Consider the following 22,117-nt stretch of genomic DNA (forward strand, 5'->3'; position numbering starts at 1 on the left):
TCGTTTGTATCTCTAACAGCGGAAGTAGTGGGGTGGGTGGGTCTTTCAGATTCTCTCTAATGTAGTACTACACCGATCGGTCGAGATAGTCTGTTCAAACCTCCGTTTCCAGCCACTCCTTGACTTTCTGGACGTAGTTTCGGTGATCCTCTCGATACTCGAGTGCCCGTTGGCAAATCTCGGGCCACTCGTTTCGATGTACCGCTGGGTGACCGAGATAGGCTATCCGATCACGGTCAATCAAGTGTTCGTCCATCAATGCAACGGCATAGATCGAACAGTACTCTTCACTGGTAACGGGAACGTCTCGGCCCTGGTCGGATTGGGTGTATATCTCGAGATGGGCCAACTCGTGGAAGATAGTCAGATACGATACTTCGTGAGCAGTGTCGAAGTACAGGATATTGTTATGTGGATCAGCTACCGCAATCGGATCTGAGAGAACGTACTCTTTCGAGGGTTTCAGATGAGCCACGGTCACGGTTTGTCCGGCCAGATCGTCGAAATACCGAAGGGCTCTCGAGAATTTTGGTTCGAACTGTTCCATCCACTGTGCAGACGCGCGGTCGGTAACCGACTCGAGAATCCGATACGTAGCTGGTGGCGTCGTCTCGAGATACGGCACTTGTGAGTCGTCAGTACTCATCGTTTCTCCTCGAGTTTCTGGTAGCGTTCGTCGATCTCCGCTTGAACTGACTGGGGAACGTTCGCGAGCGCCCGTTCGTTGAGCAACTGCCGCGTCGTGCCATCGGGAGGATGGACTGAATCGGCCCAAACGTGAATCTCAATATCGTTTCGATCGAGGCTCATCAGCCCGACGCCGGAATCGTGGAACTGTTTCTGTTCCTCGAGCGCGCCCCCTATCGCTCCGGCGTCCATGATAACCCATCGTGTATCGGCGTATGAATCCGCTCGAATCGCCTGTCGAAGCGCGGTTTCCCAGTCTCGAGGCTTGAGTTCGAACGCCTGAATCGTCAGGATATCGGGATAGCGAACGGTGACCATCGGCGTGTGGTCGTCGATGATCGGTTGGGAATCGCAGTCGTTGAGTGGGAGGCGTTGTTGCCCGCCGAGTGATTCCTCGTGGATCGCTGTGAGATAGTTGTGTTCGACGAGCCAATCCCACACCTCACGGCAGGTTTGCTCGGTCGCGTACGTGCTGTCCTCGTGTATCCAGTGCGCTCGAGTGACCGGCTCGAGGCGTTGCAGTGTGCGATACGAGCGCCGGTATTTGCGTTCATCCGGCAGTGGTGTGAGATGATCAAGAGCCAGCCGTCGACGGGCACACGCCCACGTATCGAAGCGAGCAGTGACGATATCCGTTCGGAAGCCAGCGTACGGAACTTCCTCGAAAACAACGTCGCCCTGCACCCGCCACGGGAGATCGTTCTCGAGCAAGATTTCGGTCGCTGTCTCGGTCATATCGTACAGTTCGTTTTCGAAAACGAGACTCACGCGTCGGTCACCTCCGGTAAATCCTCGATTTCGGCGTCGATATCGTGGCGCTCGAGGTAGGATCGGATATCCCTCGATGAATCCCAGAGAAAATACCCACCAACAGCGGTGATGACGATGCCGATTGCACACAGAGCAGCGGGAACACCGTCAAAATACAGCCCGTTTTCGAATATTGATTGATAGATAGGCTGTCTGTTTATGAATGACCGTAATATCATCCAAATTAACGGGCTTGCTACCAGGAGTATCCCGATATACAAGAGGGCGTAGGCCAGCATGTAGCGGGTAAGCATCGAGGTCAATACCGGGTGTTTGTCCTCCAACGAGTCGCTCACAGCTCGTCACCTCGAAGAAACGACTGCATCGTCTCGAAATGCTCGACACACATCGGCACCCCGACCAGGTGATCGGCATATCTCTCTCCCAACGGAACGCGTTCCGGGTCGGTCACCAACAGCGAGGTATAGGCTTCGCAGGGTTCGTGCATGGCCGCGTGGCACGGGACGCACAACTGTTCGGTGTCGTACGGTTCGAACGCGGTGTCCGTGATATCGTGATGGGTGAGCGCTGCTTCGCGAGCGCTTTCACTGCTCGAGGCCGCCACCTGGACTGTTCGATACTCCGTCTCGTCCTCGAGCGAGCGGCTGCACTTGACGCGCCACGGAGTTGTGGGTTGATCGGATTGGCTCACTGTGGGTCACCCCCATCAGCGTAAGCCAAAAGTGAGGTTTCGCCGTCCTCGAGCAACCGTTCAGGTTCGTCGACAGTGATGCCGACTCGTTTCTGTGCGAGCGCGACGTACTCCGGGTTCAGATCGATACCGACGAATCGACGATTCAGCCGTTTTGCCACGAGACAGGTTGTACCAGCACCCGCAAACGGGTCCAGCACGATTCCCGGTTCCGTGTATTCACCTACAGTCGGGCAGTCACACGCCTGTTCGAAGTTGCCGGTGTCCTGGTATGCAGTGACGAATTCCCTGAAGTAGCCACCCAACGCTTCTTTGGCCTCTTTCGCGAGTGACTCTACCTCATCGGTGTTGTTCCCGGTCCCCGTTTGGCAGTTCTTTCCGTGACCGGCGTCGGCAAACCCGTACGAACGGATGGCCTCGAAGTGATCTTCGGTGAGCCCGGCGTCGTCGGCTATCTCGAGCGCACGTTTGAGCTGTGGTCGATCGGGATTCTCGAGTTCCCATACCGGGATTTCCTCATTCGAACGTTCGTACGGCGCTCCACAGACAGCACAGACTTTTGGTGGGCAACTCGCTTTGATCGGCGTTTCTACCAGCTCGGGAGGAAAGGTGGCGAAATGGGCCTTGGGGAATGGCCGAACAGCAACCTCGAGAATGTCGCCGGGATTCTTCCCGTTGGGGTGGCACGCTCTGTCGAAGTTGTGGATACGACCTTTGCCCTCACGGCCTGGGTATGGATCGACATTCGTCGTTTTCTGACCGCCAGTATCGTCTCTTCCAATACTCGATTCTTGTGGTTGTTCGCGGATAGCGTCCAGGTCGAACCAATAATTTGGTTCCGCCGTCAAATGAAAGAAGAACTCTTTGTGTTCGTTTAGACGGTCTTTCACCGGGTGAGGCATTGGATTCTCTTTTTTCCATACTGCATCAGATCGGACCACCCATTCGTTTGATTGTAGTGCGATAGCGACACGGTGAGGGACCATCATTTTGGACTTTCTCTGGAGATTTGTTGTGTGATGTGGCAAGTCCCCAACGTCTGGTGAGTAGCTTTCTTTGGGCTCTCCATTGTCCTCGTTCCATGAGCCACGATTACTTCCTGCAAACGAATCCCCCAGATTCAGCCACCAGCTCCCATCGTCTCGAAGGACGCGCCGGATTTCATGGCCGACGTCTACCATCGTTTCAACGTAGGCATCGAGTGAGTCTTCGAGCCCGATCTGACCGTCGACACCGTAATCTCTGAGGTTAAAATACGGAGGTGAAGTAACCACGAGATGGACTGAGGACTCGGGAAGGGCTCGAAGCGTCTCGAGAACGTCGCCCTCGTGAATATCGTTCACCCACTTATCGATTTCAGTCACAGCTCGTCACCTCGCCCGATGTGTTCGACCACTTCGCTCGAGTCGATTTTCTTGCAGGCGTTCGAAGCCGTCTCTCTCGAGTAACAGAGAAACTTGTCGTCGTATTGGCGTTCGTATGGCAGTTCGACCACGCGATAGTGCGTGCCATCCAAATGCTCGAGGGTATCACCGAGTCGAACGGCGTCGGCGTCGATGCCCGGATTCAACACGACCAACTCCTCGATAGGACCGATCACCTGCCATTCGGTCCCCGATTTCCCGCTGTAGACGCGTTCGGTCGCCTCGAGTTGCGTCCATCCTGAGCCGGGTTTGAATTCTGCGCCGATATCGACGATCGTCCGACCAATCGAGATTGGTAGTGTCGTGTACCCGAAGCCAGTGTCCTCAAATTTCGTCGCGACGGCTTCATCGACAGTCCCGATTTCGGTCTCGCCATCGGCGGTGAAGCGAATCGTATCGCCTTTTTCGACGCCCTCGAGTACTGGGTGAGAGCGAGGCCGCTGTTGGGTTTTAGACATGGCCGATCACCGACTCGAGACCACTGTTCCGAAAGTGCGTGGTTGCCGTACGATTCGTGTATATGGCGCTTACCGCGTGCTTGGGGTGTGCCATACCCGTATTACTCAATTAATAGACATCGCCGTTAGGACCGGCAAGCGATCCGAGCACTCAATACGTCCCTCGAGACTGTCGGGGAGGCTACAATCCAGAGGCTTAGAAGCGTAAACGTGGAGAATTATAGTGGTTGTAGATTAGACCTCAACCACTTCACGATCCCCAAATGTGTTGGGTAGAGTTACGCCATAGCTATATTTTGCTCCCGACTGATCAACTAGTTCTAAAGATATGCTTTCTCCTGGCTCAAGGCCCGGCTTAACAATGGGGTCACTTAGATCGCCGTCAACCTGTTCTTCGATTGCTCGAGTTGAAATAGTAATTTTGACTCGGTCCGCTGTGTCAATTAGCATTTCATCGCTCTCACCATCAGTTTCGCTTGTTATGAACTCTTCCCAACCATTAGCAAAATCGGGATCTTCGTAGTTGGCGACCCGAGATGCATTGCTATAAGTGAGTGTTTCAGAAACGCGATCGCTCGTATAATGAATAGTCATTGAGGTGAGATCGATTTCGTTTGATCCTGGTGATTTCATCACGGTTAAATTGAGCGTCTCTGCGTACGGGTCGTCGTAAGAATCGAGAAATTCTTCTGATTGATTGATACCGGCAATAGCATGGATCACCAGAACTTGATTTGAGACGGCATCTTGTGTTTCAGTACCTGTATCCGAAGCTTGGCTCTGCAACGACCCCGCAGTATTGATTAAAACACCTGCCGCAATAGCTGCGACCAATACCATTGCAATAAATACAATCAACGTCCCAATTCCGACTTGAGATCTGTCTCTACTGTCGGATTTCGAGTTGTTGAGTTGATTCCCTAAGACCTCCATGTTTGTTAGTGGACTGATGTTTCCGGCCACAATTAATCAAATCCCTTGCTCTTTCAGGACTCGACTCGAATCTCGATATGAAAATATTACTATTAATTACCAAGACGGCGGCGTCGAATGTCGGAATTTGTTTCAGATGTCTTTGGTGTATCGCATACAGCGTCGGGATGTAGTGTCTCACTGTCTTACTGAGATCGGTCACTTGGTTGTTACCGCCGGGTTTCTCGAGGATGTAGTCGCGATTGTTCCAGCGTTCCGCCTCGAGGGTCGTGATTCTTTATACGACATCGTCGCAATCTAGTAATTCATCAGGGCCTTTCAGATGAAATTGCAAATCCCCTGTCGAGAGTTTCGGTTATTGACTGCCAAATGTGGGGACCTCGAACGAACGGCCAGGTGTGGTGGTTCCATACTCCTTTCTCCCGATTTTCGTATCGCCATCGGGAGTGAAGCGAATCATATCGCCTGTTTCGACGCCCTTGGTTCTGGGTGGGTTAGAGGTCGCGTTAGATTTATATTGGGTAACACTGGCCCGAGGCCATCGTTTCGAGGATTAGATGCCGCGAAAGCTGTACTAGGTCATCGAGTGAGGACTGAAGGAGAATTACTCAGGCAATTTTTTGCCTTGGTGTAGTACTACATTTACACGCAGGGATTTCGTTTCTATTTCCCCTTTCTAATTGAGTGTCATACAATGAATTTCAACCGGTACTAAGACGTCTGAGTTACATTGTTCGGTAATTATAGCGCTGCCTTCCCCTTCAGCTAGGTAATTTAACCTAACCTCGTTTTGACCAAGTATATATTTATAAATAATAATGCTCGAGAACTATTGAAAGATAAATTCAGTTGATGGTTATGGATGGTCGATTCTTCAATAGAATCTCGATCTTCTGTGATATCGGTCAGCGCAACTGCCAGAAGGTTTTGTCGCCGTCAATCCACATATCGAATTCGAAAACCCAATAGAGAGGACTCAAATCTTCTTCAACTTGGTAGGCCACCTGACCACGGCGAGTTTCTCCATCTTCTAATGGACTCGTTTCATCGAAATTTTGACTCAGTGCAGCACCAGCCCCCCAATCTTCTTGGTAACTAAACCCATTTTCATCCTTTATTAACATTTGTAGGGCCGTTGAGATTCGCTGTTCCTCTCCCGTTTCGTTGGTGACCGATAGGTCCACTATGACATATTCATTTCCTGGATCGGCCTCAGTAAATTGATCAAGGCTTTGTTCATATTCTACACTATTTATGACGATTTCTGTGCCTTCGTATTCGATTGCTTGTCCAACGTCATACACTTCGATTTGAAGGTCTTGCTCGAGGATGTGAACGTCGGTCTCATCCTCGAGATTGATATAAGCTCGATCTATTCCCCCGAATATCGAGACGTCGAAATCAAATCGAAGCTCAAGTCCAGTTGCATCCTCTGGGACCTCAAAGACAACCGTGCCTCGTTCCACCTCGCCAGGAGCGAATTGTCCATCATTGAAAGTGGGTTCATCGGTACCTCCGTATGTCATATTGTAGGAGTAATCCTCATCATCTACGACGCTCGCTTGGAGTAGATTTGAGACACCGAGGAACTCATCGGAAATATTTTTCATCGCCACGGAAACTATTACGAATTCATTTCCAGGGTCGGCCTCCAAAAATTCGCTTAACTGGGTGTCATAGCGAATATCTTCAACTACTAATTGCATTTGGTCGCCATCAATCAGTGCGCCGATTACTTCTTCAACGTCTTCGGGTTCAACCTCATCATTTTCTCCGCCGTCATCGCCGTCCCCATTCCCGTTGCCTCCGTTTGATTCATCTCCTTGATCGTCGCCGTTTCCAGTACCATCCCCGTTGGAATCATCCGTTGTGGGGCTCGGTCCAGAATCATCTTCAGTGGATGTGCATCCAGCAATCATCAAGCCAAACGCGGTTGCACCAGTTGTAAGTAACTTTCTTCTCTCCATACATATCCAAAAACTCCTAGTGTAATGACCTTTCTGGCTGATAGTTCAAGATTTAGTATTTGATTCCAACTCGAGTTGTAGCGTTGCCTCGGCTGGGTCCAAACCATGCTGTTCGGCCAATTCGAACGCCATCTCGAGTGCCCGATCGGCAGTTCCGGGTTCGGCGTCCTCGAACTCTCGAGCGAAGACGGACAGTGCAACGACGACCAACAAATCATCTTGTGGATGATCGAACATCAAACCGGGTTGGCCCCGGCTTCCTACTTAAACTCGAGGCACCGTGCGTTCGAGGCCCATCACCCAGATTTCGAGCGCCCACGCATCGAGCGTCGTGAATACGAACGCAAGCCACGACGGCCAGCTAATATCAGGTACACGCAGGTCAACCCAATGCTCGAGGCGGTCGCCCCACCCAGCGTCTTCGATCACTTCGACGGACTCGAGGCTACCTGTATCGTCAGTGTAGGTGACTACCACCTGCGAATCATCGTACTCGAGCACCTCACCGTGGCGAGTGTCGCCGTCGACGGTGAACGCAGCGCCGTTGCGCCAGTGGACACCTTCATCTGAGTCGTAGTTCTCGAGATGGATGAATACGGGAACGTGCCCCTCGAGTTCCTCGCCCGTTTCAGTCTCGAGCGTGACCGAAAACTCGTGGTCGGTGCCCGAAAGCACGCGCTCTGGTTGAACGTGAAACTCTCCGGGCGACTCATCGACGGTCGCTTGTACGTCGATCACCCCGCCACTGCGTTCGACGGTCGCGGCTTCGATGCCCTCAGTTGCTACCGCGTGCATACCGAGCGGGGATGCACCCACACGTAGCGTGGCCCTGTCTGCTCGAGAGCCCGCACCCACGCGAAGGCGTTCACTCACGACGAACTGGCCGCCATCGGTCGTCTCGAGCGTGACGCGCAGGTGATGGACGCTCTCACTTTCGGGTTCGAACGTGAGTCGATCATCGGTGATACTGACGGGCTGGGTGTCGCTATCGGCGTCGAACAATTCGGCGTCGACGACCGTCGCGGGTGCAGCTTCGGCGTCAGTGTTCACATCGATGGAGACGCGTTCGCCGGGTTCGGGCTCGAGCGTCGACACCAGCAGGGACTCGAGACCTGGCAAATCGCCATCGAAGCCGGGATTTCGCGCTTGCTCGCTTCCAGAGCCATAGCCATCGTCGCCCGTGACGTGAACCTCGAGCGTTACCACGCCCACGTTGTCGCCCTCGAAGGGGTTCTCCGTGAGCGTCACAACGTTGCCTGCAAGGAAGCCATCGGATTGCACTTCCCAGTAGGCGCTGTCGATCGGGACTGTCTCGCCACTCGAGGTATGAGTCAACACGAGTACGTCGTCAGTGTCGATATCGCTAGGCACCGGGAATTCGAGATCCAACAGGCCGGGCAGTTCGCCATCACTGATATCGGTATAACCGCCGTCGTCGATTCCAGGGTCGACGGTGACCGATTCCTCGAGTTCATCCAGACGCTCGAGCAGCGTTTCGAGGTCCTCGTTATCGTCGCCGGTCAGTTCGGCTTCCAGATCCTCGAGTTCCGATTCGAGGAACGCCTCGAGTTCATCTACGAGATCGGCTTGTTGCTCGCCCGTGATCTCTTCGAGGCGTTGGACCCAGCCGTCCAGGTCCTCGAGCGATTCGTTGAAGAACGCCGCTTCAAGTTCTGAGAGCAGGTCATCGAACGCCTCGAGTTCTTCGTACGGCAGGGTTGGCGTCCGATAGACCGTAAGCTGAACGCCCTCATCGGGCGGTGCGTACGTCTGCATCGAGGTTTCAGGCGTCGGGACGAACAGGTCACTCTCGAGGCCGTGCAAATCCTCGAGTGACGGGTCGTCGGGCAGTTGGGTTTGATCCGGCGTAGCGACGGGATACAGCGACACAGTTTGGACGCGCTGGTCAATCTCGAGTGTGAATTCGCCGTTCTCGTCGGTCGTCGTGGTTTCGGTCACGAGCGTTTCCTCAGCGGTGAGTGATTGAATACGCTCTGCGCGCTCGGTGAGTTGGTCGGCCTCATCGCGAAGGTCGTCGATCACCTGCTGGGCGAGTTCGTCCGGGTCGCCCACGGTGAACGTGACGCCAAGACCCTCGTTGCTTTCGGGATAGGTGTGATAGACGCCTGGTGGCAGGTTCGTCCGGACGGCGTGATGGTCGTTCGTCGTCAGTGGGTTGACGCCCGTGGACGTTGCCACGACGTGTGTCTCGAGGGTTCTCGAGTCGGTCGTCTCGCCCGTGGGTGCGAGTTGGTCGATTATGATGGTGCCTTCGACCGCAGCGCCGGGAAAGCTCTGGTCGACTTGATTCTCGAGTAGGCCGCCATCTTCGGTCGGGTCCCACAGCGAGATAACGACGTCGCGGTTCTGGTCAACCGTGACGCGTGGGTCGTCGATACTCGAGGCGAAGATCGTCGTCGTACCCACACCCCAGTCGCCGGGCTGATGAACCAGCGTGTAGGTGGCGTCGGCGTCAGTATGCGCGTCGAAATCGTAGTCGGCGTCGAAGCTATCGGGGAGCGGGTCCTCGAGTTCTTTCAGTAACGCGTTGGCTTCGGCCTCGAGTTCCGTTTCGTCCAGGCCATCGAAGCCAACGTCCGTGACGCCTGTCCCCGTGATTGTGGCGTTCGCGACGGGCTCGCCGCGCGTGTCCGTGAGCGTCCCTGAAAGCGTGGCCGTGGATGTGATCGAAGCGGGGAAGCGGTAGGCGTCACCGTCGCCTGCAAGATCATGGACGTACCAGTTCCCATTGAACAGGTACATCGAGCGTGTCTGTTCTTCGTACGTTCCCGTCTCCGGTGTGGCCTGGTAGGTATCGATCTGCGTGCCATCGGTATCGAATTCGTACACCGTATCGTCGGTGTTGGCTTCCATCACGAACACGCGGTCGTTGACGACGTGCAGCGGGTTGATCGGCTCGAGGCCCGTCGTGATCGTGTCGATCTGCTCGAGGTCGCTATCGTACACCTGGATATCGGAATCGTCAGTGACATACAGGCGGTCGCCATCGGCGTCGATATTCCACGGACTCTCGAAATCATCGACGACATCGATAGGTGTGCTATCGAGTTGGGTGAAATCATCATCGTACGTGTGCAGGGTGTCGTCTTCCCAGTTGGCGATAATCCACTGCCCGTCGAAGCGCGTGATACCGCTTGCGCTATGGCTGAGCGTGTGTTCGTCGACGACTTCGAAGTCAGTTTTGTAGACGACGACTCGAGTAACCTGATCGGTGACGACGTACAGTAGCCCATCCTTTTCGTGGCCGTCGTTATGGAACGGGTCGCCATCTTCGGTCGCGACGGGATCGCCACCGCCCTCGAAATTCTCGGTATCTGTGGTTTGTACGTGGGTTTTGGTCTCGAGTGAGGGATTCGAGGTTTCGAGATCGGTGTCTGTGGCCCCGCTCGAGAGACCGGTCGGTACAACAGCAATCGCTAGGATTGAGGCGACGAGGAGGGCAGACAGCGCAATAGCGCCGACGCTCTCCCGTCGCTCGAGGAGTGCGAACATAGGTGCTTGGGGTGTTGCGGAGGGTGACGCTTTCTGGGAGGAAGAACGTCAGTCTACAAGACTATCTGACCTGTAAAGAAGGTGTCGCCGTGTGTGGGTGAGTTGTGTTGAGAATACCAGCGAATTACCGCACAAGGAGGGTGCTAGCTCGAGACGAGAGTATCGTCTTTGGCGACTACCTCGTCACGCTTGCGGTCTACGAACAGCGCATCATGCCATTGGAGTTCGTCAGTATCTGTCTCCGCAGATTCTGAATTATTTTCGAGTACCTCGAGCCTGGCTACCGTATCGAATTTGGCTGCCGATAATGATTTGTGAACCTGATTGCCAACCGTTTCGATTTTGTGACGCGCTCCTCCAGGAATGTAGACGAACTCCATTGGATCGAGTTCTAGCGTTTGGTGACTCCCGTCCTCCCGTTCGAGAGTGTATCTGACTCGTCCCTCGAGACAGAGATTCACTTCATCGAGTCCCGGAACATGCGTATGCCAGCCAATTTCTCCAGCGGGATCGAGTTCGAAGTAGAGTAGTCGAAACTCGTTCGTCCTGATTATCAGTGGCATTTGCCGAACTGACTCAGAATCCCCGCCGTTGTCCCCAGGAATCTGAACTTTGTACATTGTCTGCTCTGGCAGGTGCTTGTAATCCAACTCTTCTGGGGTTAGTTTTGCATCGTCTTTTTTAGACATGTGTATTGATGACACAAGACATGATTATAAGTTGTCGGGTCTTATCGTATCCTCCCCCAGTATACAGTACCGATTTTGATAAACAGCGAATTAGCATTGGTCGGCCTTGTTGAAATCCTCAATCGGTGATACTTTTCGCTCGTCGTGATGGATATAGAGGATAGATGCAGCAAGACGACACCCTTTATTTCACCCTATTCATCTTGGACTACCCGAAAGAGAGTTGCGAACCGAGTACGGAGGTACAGAAAACACTTATACTATATTCCTAATATAGTTCTATGATTCGAGGTGTCGTGATCAATGTACTCATGCTTTTTGGACTTTATGCTCTGTTTTGGATACCTGTAGATTTCTTGGTCGGGGTAATTCTCATTGATTTACTGGGGTGTCAAGGTATTATATGTGTGATTCCAGCAAATGCGATGGCGATTCTCTTTCCAGCGATCTTTGCAGGGATCGGGGTTGTTCTTATCAATAAGTTTTGGGCTTCACTCGGTAGTGAAAGCTGAGTCCCTGTTCTGACCGATCACTACCGTCTCAGATTGAGTCGAATCGTGTGAGACATTCGCGCCCTGTATTCAGCAGTCGAATCTTATCCTTTAATAAGAGTTTCAACAAAATCAATTGGCCAATATAATCTAAGACCGGTCTTCCGGTGGTTCGATTTTGACTTTGTACCGGCAGTCCTGATTCGAGCAGTTGGTGTACGCCCCGATCGGCTTCGAACCGTTGTATGTCCATGTGCGACCGCAGTTGTGACACGTCAATTCGATTCCCATTGTGTGTAGTACTACATTGGCGCGGCTTAGGTTTTGGGGCCTCCCGCCCACTCGAGTTTAAGAATATCTGGATATATCTGGTCGGTGTTTGTGCGGTCCATTAGGAACAATTCTGGGAGTATTAACCCTTGGAGGGGACCTACAAAGTCTGTAAAGCCCTCTCACGCATACTTTATACCACGTCGAATTTGCAGGTTAGCTTCCCACATCAGACACCCTGCCAACAGCACTGTCAAAATCACGATCATCACAAAGAGATCTTCTAACGGGAATGCGAAGCCAGTAAAGGAATAGAATACGACAGCACCGCCCCAAACCGCCGACATAGATGTGATCTGTATGGTTGCCATTGAGACAACAACGACCGTTCCTATGACACTCATTAGTATTGTCGCTGTTATATTCTGTGAGGAGGTTCTGGCATCGACAGTTGGAGCGAATTGATTTAGTAGTACATCGACTGCAACCCGGATAGGATTTTTGAAGGTTCGAGGATTTGGTTGCTCACAGTGAAAGATGGGGGCCAGCTTTTGTGCCAGTTTGAAAATAACTAATGCTACACCAGAGGTGTGTAGGCCCGTCATCATGACTCCAAAGAGTGCTAGGACCAGCCTGATTACTATTTCCATATCTGCCATGATTGTACGTTCAACGTCATGATATATTATCTCTGCGGGTAGGTTAATATCGATATAAAAACAAGTATCAAACCCAACTTACCTTCTACCCTGATCAAGTGGGCGTCTATGCTGTCAATCTAACTTCGTACAACCGTCTCTCGCCCGTCTCGACGTATTTCACCGTGAACTGGTTGTACTCGAGTTCCGGATTCATCGGTTCTGCATCCTCGCGTTTCCGGCACTTGTCGGAATGGAGGATAAACGGTGCGTGGCCGAGTCGGCCACCGTCCCAGCCGGGTTTTGTCCATCGCTGAATCGTTCCATACCGAGTCCGAATTACGAGTTGCCCGTCGTAGTCGATAAACGCTCGAGGTGCCGGGATATTGCCATTGGGATAGCGTTCGATCACTTCGGGCTCGAGGTTGTCGATATCAGCGCTCACCGTCGATCACCGTTCTGATCGAACTTTCGAAGTGAGGTATTCGAGAAATGCGAAGCGTACTGCAAGGAATTGGCGTCGTGTTCGAGTGGTTCGCCGTCGCTGAATCCTAGATAGATCGGGTACTCTGATCCGTCGCCCGTTGAATCCTCGAGTGCGCCCACCTGGACGTACTCGTCACCGTACCAGGGATTGGAACTCACGGATACTTCGTCAAGGTGGTTTGCCAGCATATAGCGGTAGGCAGATTCGGTCGCGGACGAACGGGCTTCATACAACAGCGTGTAACCGATGTGTTCCCATTCGTCGCTAGTTTTGTCGATGATTCGGGCTCGCCAGAGTGCATCGTTGACCATCGGTTCTCGAGTCTTCCGGCGAGCAAACACCTCGAAGTCGTCGTCGACGTATCTCGAGAGAATCGCCGCGTGGCCGACCGCTTCGTGACGGGTATCGAACGTCGTTTCACCGAAGTACTCCGGTCGGTGAGCGACGTATTCGTATTCTCCAGTCATACGTAATCCTCCAGCTTTGGCGTCGTATCCGGAACGCGTTCGTCGCGTTGCTCGCCACAGCGCTCGCACTGTGGAACGCCGTCGTGGATTTTGAACCGCGTGCAGCCACACTGCTCGCACTGGTCGCCATCCACGTCCGACGTCCGATCATGGGCGAGATCGTCGCGAATCCGAATCGTTCCTGGCGTGAACGGGCTTCGAAGCCCAGCGGTTACCCGCATCGAACAGCCGTGTTTGGCGATTTCGTGAACCACGGCATCAGGAATCGATATCGAAGGCAGTGGTCGGAACGGGATGGAAAGCGGCTCGAGTACCACTTCGTAACACGGTCGAGGGTCGCCGCCGTCAAAGGCTATCTCGCCCGCCTGGTGGATTGCAGCCGGTCGGAACGAGTACTGCTTGAGTTGCACGCATTCGCCCGTGTGCGTCCACTCCTCGCCCCGACGCGTGACCGTGAGTGCGTCCGAACCAGGGTAGTTCGCGCTCGGTTCGGCGTCGTAGGCCACACACGGCAGCGTGTTGATCGAATCGCGAACGTCGGCGGCTTTATCGGAGTTCATAGCTTCCCCCGCTCGCGAAGATCGAGGCCCTCTGCAAGTCGGTTGGTCTTCCGGAGTGCCGACTCTCGCATCGATTCGCCGTACCCCCTCCGATTCGACCACGAGCGTTCATCCCAACAAAACCAGCCATCGTCGGGATAGCAATCGACGATGTACGTGTTGCAATACCCTTTCGGGAAGGACTCGACGCCCGGAGCGTGAACGTAGCCCCGATAGTAGGTTTCCCACTCACTGTACCTGGAAGGCCCTCGAGTGAGTCGACCGTGTTCGAAGTACTCGGTGATCCGAACCAGCAAGCAGGTGAGCCCGCGTTCGGTCCACCGGTCCTCGAGTACGAAATCGAGGATACGGTTACGGTTCTCCCGGCTTCGAAAGCTAAAGCCTCGGATGGAACCGCTATCATCCCACGTTCCCGTTTTGGCGTCAGTCGTCGGTGGCGTGAACGTGGCATCTTCGAACACTGAGTCATCGATCTCACTCTGAGACACGATACTCACCTCCGCGACTGTGCGTTGGGTGAAACGGCCCCAGTGGCGTGAATTTCTCGAGAAAACTCGAGCGTCGGATGTAGTTCCCAGCGCCGTCGTGATCGGTGAACAGCCGAGCTGTATCTGCGTGTTCGTAACACCCGATGCAGGGTTCGAACAGTGCGAAGTCGTCGTCACTGAGTTTCTCGAGATTCAGGAATCGGACAACCTTTTCGTTGGCCCGCTCGTCGCTTTCGTCGAAGATATCGCCCCACGTCCGATCAGGAATATCCGTGATGATGACCCACGACCACTCGTCGACGTCGTAGCGACAGACAGTTCCCATCGTCGCGCCGTTCTCGAGTTTGGGATTCCGAACTGCTCGCATCTCCTCGAGCGGCAGGTGCGTGCGAACGCCCGCTTCGAGCATTCGCTCGATGGGTGTGGCGCTCACCGTCGATCACCGCCTGGATACTTGAGATCGGCCCCACAGCCCGGACACTCGTAAACCGCCTTTCGGTGGGCCTCGAGTGAGGTTTCAGAGCGCCAAGTCTGACAGCCACAGTCGTCACAGCAATATCGGATAGCGACCGGCTCGCTATCGGATGTGACCGGCCCGGTTTCGGAGATACAACAATCACTCATCGAACGCACCTCGTTCGTATCGAAACGATGCTAACTCCGCTGCTATAAGCGCCTCGAGATACGTCTCGCCTGCAATCGAGCAGGTTTTGAGGGCATCCTCGAGCGCGTCATCCACGTTCTCATTGATTTCGTGAGCGTACCCCGGCTTCGGTGGCACGTCGTCTCGAGTGAGTCGATCAGGGTGACGTTCGACGATAGCGATGATCTGCTCGCGATCGATCGACTCGAGAGACCCACCCCTATCGATATGTAATCGCTCGTTTTCAGCCCCTTCGCTCGAGGTATCGGCGATTCGACCGGTTTCATGGTCGCCATTATTTTGAGAGCGATACTCGACGACCGTCCCCAACTCGAGGCGTTTCGATTGTGGTTCAGTTGCCATCGTAGGCCCTCCAGGCGTCTTGTAGTTCGTTCAGGTGGGAACGCTGATTCTCGGTGAGCCCGTGGCGTCGAACCTCGCGAGCGCCGTTCGTCTCCGGGTGTTCGTGCAGCCATTTACGCCGATTTTTCTCGAGCAGTTCGACTGCCAGATAGAACACCGGCCCAGAGTACTGTTCCTCGAGCCTTTCGGCGTGTTCGTCCGTGATCCGTCGTGGCGTCTCGTAGGTCGTATCCAGTGAGCGAAGCGTCCGGTCGACTCGAGAGATGGTCTGAGACAGGTCACTCGAGAGCGACGTGAGCGCGTCGTGAGTCTGCCGGAGAGCCGTCGCAGGTAGTGGCGTCGATTGCAAACCACAGGCAGTCGAGACGGCTCCTGCCGTCGTCGCGTTGAGTTTAGCTACCTCCGCTTCGATGGACTCGAGTGTCTGTTTGTCGACGACCTGTTGGTCACTCATCGAAGCCACCTCGAATCGGTTCGTCGAAATGCGCCTGGCAGTTCTCACAGCCGAAATCGGAGTCGGCGTCAGTCCAACCACGCGGGTCGTCGCTAATTTGGTATACTCGAGTCGACCGGCACTCCGGACAGCGCCGCCGTTCGTCCAGTGGCGTCGTCGAGCGGGCTTTGTGGATTGCCTCGAAATCGAAATCCTCCGGCACGAGGCTTTCAGCCCCTGATTTAGTCATCCGAAACCACCTCGTCGAAATCCGGTACTGAGGCATCTGGATTCTCTGCTATCCCGCCACCAAACGTAGACAGCGACGGTGTTTCGGCCGCCAGAAGGTGTCCGGCCAGCGCTCGAGCCAAATTCACGGGCACGGCGTTGCCGATCTGTTCAGTTACGTCGGCTTTCGTTGAGCCTGCGATATCGTACTCTGCCGGGAACCCCTGTGCCTGTTTGAGTTCTCGAGGTTGCAACATTCGGTAGCGAACGTCGAGACCCCACGGGAAGCACTCAGGAACGCACAGCGCGAAGCGGTCGCGCGTCGTCGCCGTTGGGAGTGGTGTGTCGATCGGTTGGGCCTGCCCGTTGCCGTAGTACTCGATGAGATACGGTGAAGCCAGGCCAGCCGGTGATTTCGAGGCCGTGACCGTCATCAGTGGCCGCTCGAGACTTCGGGTGCGTGGTCGTTGGCCCTCGAAGCTATTGTACAGCGGGCAGAGATACGGCGACGAAAGGCCGAACGCACCGCCGCGTTCGGTGGCGATTGTCGCCATCGGTCGGTCGACGGGTTTCAGCGCCCCGCCGTGAGAGTAGTGAACGATTTTCGGCGACACCAGGTGGCCGTCGTGATTCTTCGCGGTGACAGTGTGCAACGGTCTGTTTTCTGGGTCATACAGTGCGTTGCTGTGCAGGCCGCGACGGGCACCGTTTCGAGGTTTGACCAATGCCCGTGTTTCGGGTGTTGCCAGTCCAATTGCACCGCGCGTCGAAATCGTAGGCGTCGGTGCGTCAGTACTCGAGGGCACGCCCCCAGATTGCTGTCGAAGCAAGCACGGTGACGTAAGCCCGATATCGCCAGCGCCACCAGCCACGAGGAACGGTTCATCGATAGCTTTGGCGACGATCGGTGCGTATTCCGCAGGTACGACGCGTTCGCGAAGCTCTCGGAGTTCGTCAGGTCCGATTTCTGCTAAGGCGTCTGCCAGCGGCTCGAGACGGTCGTCACAGTGTCGCCGAATGCCTTCGGCAATCCGGGCCATCGTCGTCTGTGCAAGCGGTTGCACGCGGGCGTTCTCGAGGTCGCGCGTGAAGATTGAGCCGCCTGTATCCGACCAGTCGATAATCTCGGCAGCGCTGCGCCACTGGTGTTTGTCTGATGTTGGCTCTTCGGCGTGAGTCGGATCGGGATAAGTCGGGCGTTTCGTTTTCGAGGCCGCGACGAATAGGCGTTCGCGCGTAGTTGGATCGCCATAGTCGGCAGCACACAGCACGCGGTGATCGACGGTGTACCCCAGTGCCTCGAGCATTCCAACCCAGCGCCGGAATATCGAGCCATCCCGTGTTGGTTTGCCGTCCTCATCGACAGGCCCCCAACTACGGAACTCTCTGACGTTCTCGACCAGGAGGTGTTTCGGGCGAGCGAGTTCGACCCACTTGAGAACCGACCAGGCGCTCGAGCGTTTCTGTTCTTTGACGGGCTTGCCGCCTCGGGCACTCGAGAAATGCGTGCAACTCGGTCCCCCTACAATCAGGTCGACCTCGCCGGGCGTGATGATATCCGGTGGGTGTACCTCCTCGATTTTGGCGTTGTAGTGTTCGGCCCACGGGTGATTTCGCCGATGCGTTTCGATGGCCGGGTCCCAGTGGTTGATAGCGTGCAGTTCCACGTCTGTTCCGGGCTCGAGGGCTAAGTCCTCGCAGGCTCTCGCCACGCCGGTTGAGAATCCTCCTGCGCCACAAAACAAGTCGACGATGGTTAGGGAGTCGCTCATTGTCCCTCCAGATTGTAGCCGTGGGCTTCGGCAAGCCCGAACAGTATCTCAGTCGCTGTCTGTTGGGTAAACTCACCGATTTTCTCGTACTGTTCAACTTCTTCGGGTTCGCCCGTCTCGAGGCTCCGATAGCACTCTCGAGACAGTCGGTAGACCTTGAGGAGTGTCTGGTCTTCCTCGTAGCCCTTCCGGACGGCCTGTTCGACTTTGACGCCCATCTGGCGGTCGTGCCACGTTTCTTCAACGGTATCGACGTGACCGTGAACGTCTGTACTCGAGGTTGTCATTGACTGGTCTCCGTATTTCCAGTATCCGATTCGAAACTCCGATCGGTCTGTGACTCTGTGAGTATCTCTGTTTCAGTGAAATATCCCGGATCGCATTCACGCAGACGGTACAGGTGTTCCCCCGTATCTACGTCGACCATCCGGTTCGTAATCTTCCACTCTGACGTGTCCATTTTCTCGAGTACCTCACCGACGTCGTGCTTGTGTTCAGAACCGTCTTCCTGCGTACCATTCTCGCTCATTGTCCAGCCCCCTCGAGCGTCGTTTGTTCTGGGTCGCCGTTCGCCTCGAGAATTTCAGACGGTGCGTAGAAGGCCGCACTCCCCATGATGTTCGTGAGGAACGTCCGGCGATGTTCATGCACGGTCGCCAAATCCGGGTTGCGCTTGAGGATCGGCTTATCCTGGCGAATGCGTCCGAGAATCGCATACCAGTCTCGAGCCGCCGTATACGCAATCTTGCGGTGTTCGAACCAGTGATCGGCGTCGTCGAATACCGGACTCCCCTCGTGGGCGTCGTTATCGACGAACTTTTCGAACGGTTTGACGAGTTGCTGGCTCCCCTGCTCGATTGCCAGACACGGGATACACCGGGTGACCGTTCCGCGCCCAGACTCGAGTTCGTACGCCAGATCGGTCGTTCCGCAGTAGTCGCACTCTGGGTCGTAGTCAGACATTGGACGGCCCTCCGTTCGTTTCTGTTGCTGGTGTATCGTGCCAGTCGATATTGAGCGCCCGCTTACAGCCCGGACAAAGGTACTGGGTTTTGCGCTCGCTCTCTTTGATTATGGTCCTGGGTTTCAGGTACACACACGACCCATTCTTGCATCGGTATCGTGGCCCTCGGTCTGGGTTGATATCGTGTGGCGTTTCCTCGAGCCCAGAGGCGTTTTCACTCATCGGAATCAGTCCTTGGCGATTCGCGGGGCCAGGAACTGTGTCACCTCCGCGTATGGCCCCTCCGCAGATTCATCGTCCCGATCGCCTCTATCCGAGCGCTCGATATGCTCGAACTCGAGAATACACGGCATCTCCTCGCCCAGATGGATGGTCACCACAGCGTTCGTGGGGATGCCCTTAACCAGATCACTCAGATAATCCAGTGAGAACAGCGAATCTCCAGCCCCGCTTTCGAGGTCGACAAGCTCGTCGTCGGTCAACTCGAGATGCACGTCGTCGGTATCGCCCGACGCCGAAATGATGAACGTCGGTTCATCGTCGTCAGGGCCGGTTACCTGGAACCGAATATGGTCGGACACCATATCGGCGGCTTTCACACCGCGCTCGAGGGCCTTCCCTTCGATTTGGATGGTCGCTGGGAGGTCCAAATCGGGAACCTCAACCTCTTTCCGAACGCTTTCGGGGTCGATCAGTGACAGTGTGTACTCCATGCCGTCGATCTCAATCTCGAGTTTCCGCGTCTCTTGATCCAACTCGAGGGTCGCCTGGTCGCCATGCTCGGCGAGACTCAGCACGTCCGTAATCCGTCCAAGGTCCAGGCCGATCAGCCCGCCCGTACTCGAGTAGTGATCGAACGCGGCTTTCGGTAGCGTGTGTTCGATGCCAGCCACCTGTGCCGGGTCGACGCCCCCGGCCTCGAAGCCCTCCATCGTGATCTGCAATCGGAGTTCGTCGAGGATTTCGGTGAACTGTTCGAAGTACGCCTCGAGTACGTCCACGGGCGCTTCGCAGTAGAAGCCACCGCGCTCGGTCGTGAGGTCGGGCTGGGTTTCGTCCGTCTTTTCTGGTTCGGTTTCGGTTTCGGTGTCCGTCTCTGTCTCGGTTTCCACAGCGCTGCTCATTCAATCGTCACCTCGATTTCGTGGCCGGTGATATTCTCGAGGGTCTGGCGTGGCGATTCAAAGGGGTCGCGCCACTCATCGTTGAGGTGGTGTTCACACTGATTTTTGGCCCCTTGGGCAGTGATCGTCACCCAAATGTCGCTTTCTGGATGGTCGATAGCCGCCTCGAGCGCCTCGAACACGGCTTCGATATCGTCGACCGTGACGCTCTCTTGCTCGAGTTTCGTCTCTGCGAGTTCGAACGCTTCGGACACCAGAGCGTGAGACTCGTTTTCTTCAGTCGTCGAACTCATTCGATCGTCACCCCCTCGAGTGACGTTTCGCGCCAATTTTCGGGCAGCGTGACGCGCTCGAGCGCCGCGCCGTCGCTGTTGATAGTCAGCTCCCGTCGTGGGAGGGTTTCGATACTCGGTTCCGTCTCGAGGGCCGCCAGCGCTTGTGGCCACCTTGGTGTCATCGTCATCATGCTTGGAGTGTTGCGGTTGCGCCAACCGTGACGCATGAACCTGTCCGGAATCGAACCGGGAACGCGAATGCGAACGCGAACGCAGCGTGCGTACCAACGCAGGCCTGGAGTCGGTCGATGGTCGTCACTCGAGTTGGTCGCCGTATTTCTCGATCAGTTCCTCGAGCGAAGTCCACTGCTCGTCGTGCTGGTCGGCCAGCTCGCGTAGCTTGATCAGTTTCTGCGTTTCCGGGCTCGTCGGTGCCTCTGATTTCGCGCGGTCGTTCAGCCCGTGGCGATTCACCCACAGCCGAATCGTTTCATCCGAGATTTCTCCATCGAAGACGTCGTTCGCGATTTCTTTTGTCGAGAGGTCCTGCTCGACGTAGAGGTACTCGAGGATACCAACGTCCTGATAGTCCCTGTCCTCGGCTGAGAGCCCGTCTTTGACGCGTTGGGCAGGCGTTTTGGTGACCGGTAGGGATTGCTGGACCGACATTAGCTGTCAACCTCGTCAGTAACCGGCTGTAGCGTCCGGTCGATTACGTCCAGATCGACGCAATTCATCGGCCAATTGCATTCAGGGCAACGTGGGGCCGAAGGGTAGCGTCCAGGTCCGTAATTTCGCTCCTCTAGGTGTCCACACTGAGGACACTCAGACGCCCACGAAGTCATTTTGTCACCTCTCGGAAGGTGCCGTCACAGCCCCATTTGTGACAGTCGTCACCTGGAAGACTGCTTCGAGACTTCCAATTGCAGGTGTCACATTTCGACCGAAAGGTGCCACCCGAACAGCACCCCTCACTCGTCATCCTGAATCACCTCGAATTCGGCCTCGTACGGCCTGAGTGAGACGCCACCTATCGAATCCCACGGCGGGTCGAAATACGCGGTCGGGCTCGAGCCCATCACGCCCTCACGGATGCGCGTGACTGTCGCCTCGAATTTGGCTTTGATCGGCCCGCTGGTGCCGTTCTCGCGAACCCGGACGAGTACGCGGTCGCCCGTCTCGAAATCGAACTCGAGGGCGTTCTGGCTCATAGCGCACCCCGTAGCTGGTCCGGTGCGTTCTCGAGGTGACACACTTCAATTGGCCCGTTCAGGCGGTGTTCGACATCCTTCGGTTCGAATTCGACCGGCCCCCAACAGTCGCCCACCTGTTTGACAGTGACAGAGGCGAACGAATCCCAGTCATCGCTGAGGCCGATGTACTCGAGTTTGTCCTGGTAGTCGAATACGAGACACAGCTTGCCATCGGCCATCGCGAGCGCCCGCCGTATGAGGTCACCGTTGAGGTCTGACTCGCCCGTCGCGAGATGTTCACAGAGTTCGGCTACGCTCGCGTCGTAATGGAGTTCGTCGAGAAGTTCTCGAGCTTCCGAATCTGTTCGTTCCGTTGGCGGCATCAGCGAGCCGCCATCGGCTATCGGGACTCGAGACAATTGCCGCTGGGGCTCTTCAATAGGAACGCCCCAGGAACAGTTCTGGCACTCGAGACGGTACTCGTGGCCGTTTGCAGTCAGCGATGCTTTGTTCTCCAACCTGCCGTGACACGTCGGGCAGGCGTCTTGCGGTACGTCGTCGGTTTTATATGGACTGTAGTGTAATCCA

General features: G+C 55.2%; 31 protein-coding genes. All 31 read right to left on the reverse strand.

What is annotated here, in order from left to right:
• Positions 1–94: 94 nt before the first annotated feature.
• Positions 95–646, reverse strand: coding sequence for a hypothetical protein (locus tag NLK60_RS16930; protein ID WP_254810671.1), 552 nt, complete (start codon positions 644–646; stop codon positions 95–97).
• Positions 643–1,455, reverse strand: a complete 813-nt coding sequence (locus NLK60_RS16935) for a hypothetical protein (RefSeq protein WP_254810672.1) — start codon at positions 1,453–1,455, stop codon at positions 643–645. The genes NLK60_RS16930 and NLK60_RS16935 overlap by 4 nt, the downstream gene beginning before the upstream one ends.
• Entirely contained in the window at positions 1,452–1,793 is a 342-nt protein-coding gene (locus NLK60_RS16940; RefSeq protein WP_254810673.1) for a hypothetical protein, read from the reverse strand. The genes NLK60_RS16935 and NLK60_RS16940 overlap by 4 nt, the downstream gene beginning before the upstream one ends.
• Positions 1,790–2,149, reverse strand: a complete 360-nt coding sequence (locus NLK60_RS16945) for a hypothetical protein (protein ID WP_254810674.1) — start codon at positions 2,147–2,149, stop codon at positions 1,790–1,792. The genes NLK60_RS16940 and NLK60_RS16945 overlap by 4 nt, the downstream gene beginning before the upstream one ends.
• Positions 2,146–3,513: a DNA-methyltransferase gene (locus NLK60_RS16950; protein WP_254810675.1), complete on the reverse strand. Its 1,368-nt coding sequence runs from the start codon at positions 3,511–3,513 to the stop codon at positions 2,146–2,148. Before NLK60_RS16950 ends, NLK60_RS16945 begins: the two co-directional genes overlap by 4 nt.
• Positions 3,510–4,031 carry a hypothetical protein gene (locus NLK60_RS16955; protein WP_254810676.1) on the reverse strand — a complete coding sequence of 174 codons (522 nt, stop codon included), beginning with the start codon at positions 4,029–4,031 and terminating at the stop codon, positions 3,510–3,512. Before NLK60_RS16955 ends, NLK60_RS16950 begins: the two co-directional genes overlap by 4 nt.
• A gap of 234 nt (positions 4,032–4,265) precedes the next feature.
• On the reverse strand, positions 4,266–4,994 hold the full coding sequence (locus NLK60_RS16960) for an archaellin/type IV pilin N-terminal domain-containing protein (RefSeq protein ID WP_311136951.1): 729 nt from the start codon (positions 4,992–4,994) through the stop codon (positions 4,266–4,268).
• Between the two features lie 875 nt (positions 4,995–5,869).
• Positions 5,870–6,931, reverse strand: coding sequence for a DUF4352 domain-containing protein (locus NLK60_RS16965; protein ID WP_254810677.1), 1,062 nt, complete (start codon positions 6,929–6,931; stop codon positions 5,870–5,872).
• 45 nt (positions 6,932–6,976) lie between these two features.
• Positions 6,977–7,168 carry a hypothetical protein gene (locus NLK60_RS16970; RefSeq protein ID WP_254810678.1) on the reverse strand — a complete coding sequence of 64 codons (192 nt, stop codon included), beginning with the start codon at positions 7,166–7,168 and terminating at the stop codon, positions 6,977–6,979.
• A 27-nt stretch (positions 7,169–7,195) separates the two neighbouring features.
• On the reverse strand, positions 7,196–10,444 hold the full coding sequence (locus NLK60_RS16975) for a hypothetical protein (protein ID WP_254810679.1): 3,249 nt from the start codon (positions 10,442–10,444) through the stop codon (positions 7,196–7,198).
• 143 nt (positions 10,445–10,587) lie between these two features.
• The gene (locus NLK60_RS16980; RefSeq protein ID WP_254810680.1) at positions 10,588–11,133 is read right to left on the reverse strand and encodes a cupin domain-containing protein; all 546 of its coding nucleotides are present in this window, start codon (positions 11,131–11,133) and stop codon (positions 10,588–10,590) included.
• Between the two features lie 943 nt (positions 11,134–12,076).
• Positions 12,077–12,553, reverse strand: a complete 477-nt coding sequence (locus tag NLK60_RS16985) for a hypothetical protein (RefSeq protein WP_254810681.1) — start codon at positions 12,551–12,553, stop codon at positions 12,077–12,079.
• Positions 12,554–12,659: 106 nt separating this feature from the next.
• On the reverse strand, positions 12,660–12,977 hold the full coding sequence (locus NLK60_RS16990) for a hypothetical protein (protein WP_254810682.1): 318 nt from the start codon (positions 12,975–12,977) through the stop codon (positions 12,660–12,662).
• Positions 12,974–13,486, reverse strand: coding sequence for a hypothetical protein (locus NLK60_RS16995; RefSeq protein ID WP_254810683.1), 513 nt, complete (start codon positions 13,484–13,486; stop codon positions 12,974–12,976). The genes NLK60_RS16990 and NLK60_RS16995 overlap by 4 nt, the downstream gene beginning before the upstream one ends.
• A complete protein-coding gene (locus NLK60_RS17000) occupies positions 13,483–14,046 on the reverse strand; it encodes a hypothetical protein (RefSeq protein ID WP_254810684.1) in 564 nt (187 codons plus the stop codon). The genes NLK60_RS16995 and NLK60_RS17000 overlap by 4 nt, the downstream gene beginning before the upstream one ends.
• Positions 14,043–14,534, reverse strand: coding sequence for a hypothetical protein (locus NLK60_RS17005; RefSeq protein WP_254810685.1), 492 nt, complete (start codon positions 14,532–14,534; stop codon positions 14,043–14,045). The genes NLK60_RS17000 and NLK60_RS17005 overlap by 4 nt, the downstream gene beginning before the upstream one ends.
• Positions 14,521–14,967: a hypothetical protein gene (locus NLK60_RS17010; RefSeq protein ID WP_254810686.1), complete on the reverse strand. Its 447-nt coding sequence runs from the start codon at positions 14,965–14,967 to the stop codon at positions 14,521–14,523. Before NLK60_RS17010 ends, NLK60_RS17005 begins: the two co-directional genes overlap by 14 nt.
• Entirely contained in the window at positions 14,964–15,158 is a 195-nt protein-coding gene (locus NLK60_RS17015; protein ID WP_254810687.1) for a hypothetical protein, read from the reverse strand. The genes NLK60_RS17010 and NLK60_RS17015 overlap by 4 nt, the downstream gene beginning before the upstream one ends.
• Positions 15,151–15,540 carry a hypothetical protein gene (locus tag NLK60_RS17020; RefSeq protein ID WP_254810688.1) on the reverse strand — a complete coding sequence of 130 codons (390 nt, stop codon included), beginning with the start codon at positions 15,538–15,540 and terminating at the stop codon, positions 15,151–15,153. The genes NLK60_RS17015 and NLK60_RS17020 overlap by 8 nt, the downstream gene beginning before the upstream one ends.
• The gene (locus NLK60_RS17025) at positions 15,530–15,994 is read right to left on the reverse strand and encodes a hypothetical protein (RefSeq protein WP_254810689.1); all 465 of its coding nucleotides are present in this window, start codon (positions 15,992–15,994) and stop codon (positions 15,530–15,532) included. Before NLK60_RS17025 ends, NLK60_RS17020 begins: the two co-directional genes overlap by 11 nt.
• The gene (locus tag NLK60_RS17030) at positions 15,987–16,223 is read right to left on the reverse strand and encodes a hypothetical protein (RefSeq protein WP_254810690.1); all 237 of its coding nucleotides are present in this window, start codon (positions 16,221–16,223) and stop codon (positions 15,987–15,989) included. The genes NLK60_RS17025 and NLK60_RS17030 overlap by 8 nt, the downstream gene beginning before the upstream one ends.
• Complete coding sequence (locus NLK60_RS17035) at positions 16,216–17,973, reverse strand: DNA cytosine methyltransferase (protein WP_254810691.1); 1,758 nt, start codon at positions 17,971–17,973, stop codon at positions 16,216–16,218. The genes NLK60_RS17030 and NLK60_RS17035 overlap by 8 nt, the downstream gene beginning before the upstream one ends.
• Entirely contained in the window at positions 17,970–18,260 is a 291-nt protein-coding gene (locus NLK60_RS17040; protein ID WP_254810692.1) for a hypothetical protein, read from the reverse strand. Before NLK60_RS17040 ends, NLK60_RS17035 begins: the two co-directional genes overlap by 4 nt.
• Entirely contained in the window at positions 18,257–18,502 is a 246-nt protein-coding gene (locus tag NLK60_RS17045; RefSeq protein ID WP_254810693.1) for a hypothetical protein, read from the reverse strand. Before NLK60_RS17045 ends, NLK60_RS17040 begins: the two co-directional genes overlap by 4 nt.
• Entirely contained in the window at positions 18,499–18,936 is a 438-nt protein-coding gene (locus tag NLK60_RS17050) for a hypothetical protein (protein WP_254810694.1), read from the reverse strand. The genes NLK60_RS17045 and NLK60_RS17050 overlap by 4 nt, the downstream gene beginning before the upstream one ends.
• Before the next feature lie 228 nt (positions 18,937–19,164).
• Positions 19,165–20,061, reverse strand: coding sequence for a DNA polymerase sliding clamp (locus NLK60_RS17055; RefSeq protein ID WP_254810695.1), 897 nt, complete (start codon positions 20,059–20,061; stop codon positions 19,165–19,167).
• Positions 20,058–20,354 carry a hypothetical protein gene (locus NLK60_RS17060; protein WP_254810696.1) on the reverse strand — a complete coding sequence of 99 codons (297 nt, stop codon included), beginning with the start codon at positions 20,352–20,354 and terminating at the stop codon, positions 20,058–20,060. The genes NLK60_RS17055 and NLK60_RS17060 overlap by 4 nt, the downstream gene beginning before the upstream one ends.
• The gene (locus tag NLK60_RS17065; RefSeq protein ID WP_254810697.1) at positions 20,351–20,518 is read right to left on the reverse strand and encodes a hypothetical protein; all 168 of its coding nucleotides are present in this window, start codon (positions 20,516–20,518) and stop codon (positions 20,351–20,353) included. Before NLK60_RS17065 ends, NLK60_RS17060 begins: the two co-directional genes overlap by 4 nt.
• 133 nt (positions 20,519–20,651) lie before the next feature.
• Positions 20,652–21,005 (reverse strand): COG3415 family protein, encoded by a 354-nt coding sequence (locus tag NLK60_RS17070; RefSeq protein WP_254810698.1) that lies wholly within the window; start codon positions 21,003–21,005, stop codon positions 20,652–20,654.
• Between the two features lie 302 nt (positions 21,006–21,307).
• Positions 21,308–21,547, reverse strand: a complete 240-nt coding sequence (locus NLK60_RS17075) for a hypothetical protein (protein WP_254810699.1) — start codon at positions 21,545–21,547, stop codon at positions 21,308–21,310.
• Positions 21,544–22,047 carry a hypothetical protein gene (locus tag NLK60_RS17080; RefSeq protein WP_254810700.1) on the reverse strand — a complete coding sequence of 168 codons (504 nt, stop codon included), beginning with the start codon at positions 22,045–22,047 and terminating at the stop codon, positions 21,544–21,546. The genes NLK60_RS17075 and NLK60_RS17080 overlap by 4 nt, the downstream gene beginning before the upstream one ends.
• Positions 22,048–22,117 lie beyond the last annotated feature (70 nt).

Origin of the sequence: Natronosalvus amylolyticus, from assembly GCF_024298845.1 — an archaeon.
GTDB lineage: Archaea > Halobacteriota > Halobacteria > Halobacteriales > Natrialbaceae > Natronosalvus > Natronosalvus amylolyticus.